The organism is Nocardia sp. NPDC004711, from assembly GCF_053601595.1.
In genome coordinates this window covers 1-1580 of sequence record NZ_JBSGCB010000176.1, presented here as the reverse complement: position 1 = coordinate 1580, position 1580 = coordinate 1, and the positions used below count along the sequence as shown (strand labels likewise).

General features: G+C 65.6%; 1 protein-coding gene. It reads left to right on the top strand.

Annotation, left to right across the window (positions count from 1 at the left end; genetic code table 11):
• Positions 1-226 precede the first annotated feature (226 nt).
• Positions 227-1387: a zinc-binding dehydrogenase gene (locus ACWEKS_RS49255; protein ID WP_452346592.1), complete on the top strand. Its 1161-nt coding sequence runs from the start codon at positions 227-229 to the stop codon at positions 1385-1387.
• Positions 1388-1580 lie beyond the last annotated feature (193 nt).

Below are 1580 nucleotides of genomic sequence, written 5' to 3'. Positions count from 1 at the left end.
CTGATGTTCTCGATCTTCACCGCGCTGGCGGGATTGTCGACCAACGTCTGGCAGTGGAGCGCATTCAGGTTCTTGTGCGCGATCGGCATCGGCGGATTCCGCCGGTGGCACAGCCGTGCCGTATTCAGGGGAATGTGACGGCACCCGCCAAACCCGGTGAGAACGGCGTCCATATCCCGCCGGATGGCGGGTTATCCGGTCGGCATGCAGGAAATACGCTGCGGATATGAAGGCAGTCGTATGTAGCGCTGGAAAACTCGAAGTCACCGATGTTCCCGATCCGCGGCCGGGGCCGGGCCAGGTATTGATCAATGTGTCCCGTTGCGGGATATGCGGTTCGGATCTGCACGCACGCGTCCACAGTGACGAACTCGCCGATATGGCCGCAACCGTCGGCTACCACCAGATGCCGCGCCACGAGGACAAAGTCGTCTTCGGTCACGAATTCTGCGGAGAGGTCGTCGAATACGGTCGCGACACCCGGCGCCGCTGGAAGCCGGGTACCCCGGTGGTGGCGATGCCCATGTGCCGCAACGGCAAGGACGTCCAGATAATCGGGACCTCGACCCAGGTGCCGGGCGGATACGCCGAGCAGATCGTCGTGCAGGAGTCGATGACGTTCGCGGTGCCGAACGGACTGCCGGCCGCGCACGCGGCCCTGACCGAACCGATGGCGGTCGCCTGGCATGCGGTGCGCCGCAGTCGAATCGGTAAGAAGCAGAACGCGTACGTCATCGGCTGCGGTCCGATCGGACTGGCCGTGATCGCGATGCTGAAGGCGGCGGGAGTGCGCTCCGTCGTGGCCTCGGACTACTCGCCGCGGCGCCGGGAGCTGGCCGCCCGCTGCGGCGCCGACGTGGTGGTCGATCCGCGCGATTCCGATCCGTTCTCCTCCTCCCCGTACCCGAATCGGCTCACCAATGTCCCGGATCTGCTCAACCTCGGCTTCGACACCATGGAGAAGTTGCGCCGGGTCCCGAATGTGCCGTGGTGGTATGCCTTTCGCGCGGCGCACACATTGAACATCACCCCCTCGGGCCCGATCGTGTTCGAATGCGTGGGCGTGCCGGGCATGATCGACAGACTGCTCACGAGCGTGCCCATGATGAGCCGGCTGATCGTCGTCGGCGCCTGCCTCGAGGCCGACACCTTCCACCCCGGGATGGCCATCAACAAGGAGATCGACATCCGTTTCTCCACCGGCTACGACCCGGGCGAATTCCGCGACACCCTGCACATGCTCGCCGACGGGGCGGTCGACCCGGCGCCCCTCATCACCGGAACGGTCGGACTCTCCGGTGTGGACGCGGCCTTCACCGCCCTCGGTAACCCCGAGGAACACGCCAAGATCCTCGTCGATCCCGCGAGCGCGGCCACCCTCCCCTGACCGGGGCGTGGCGGCAGCGTGCGAACATCCGGTCCGGACGAGCGCCGACGGGGATATTCTGGCTGGTGCCCGCTGGTAGATCCTGAGTAACCGATGGTCGAGAACGATCCCTGCAAGACCCAGCGTGATGTCGGCGTCGATGTCATCACGGAGCTGAGAACTGCCGGTTTCGAGGACGCGGAGGAGATCGGGC

Bases quoted from the DNA above. Each gene is read 5' to 3' on its own strand.
- ACWEKS_RS49255 (WP_452346592.1), top strand. From the start codon at position 227: ATGAAGGCAGTCGTATGTAGCGCTGGAAAACTCGAAGTCACCGATGTT.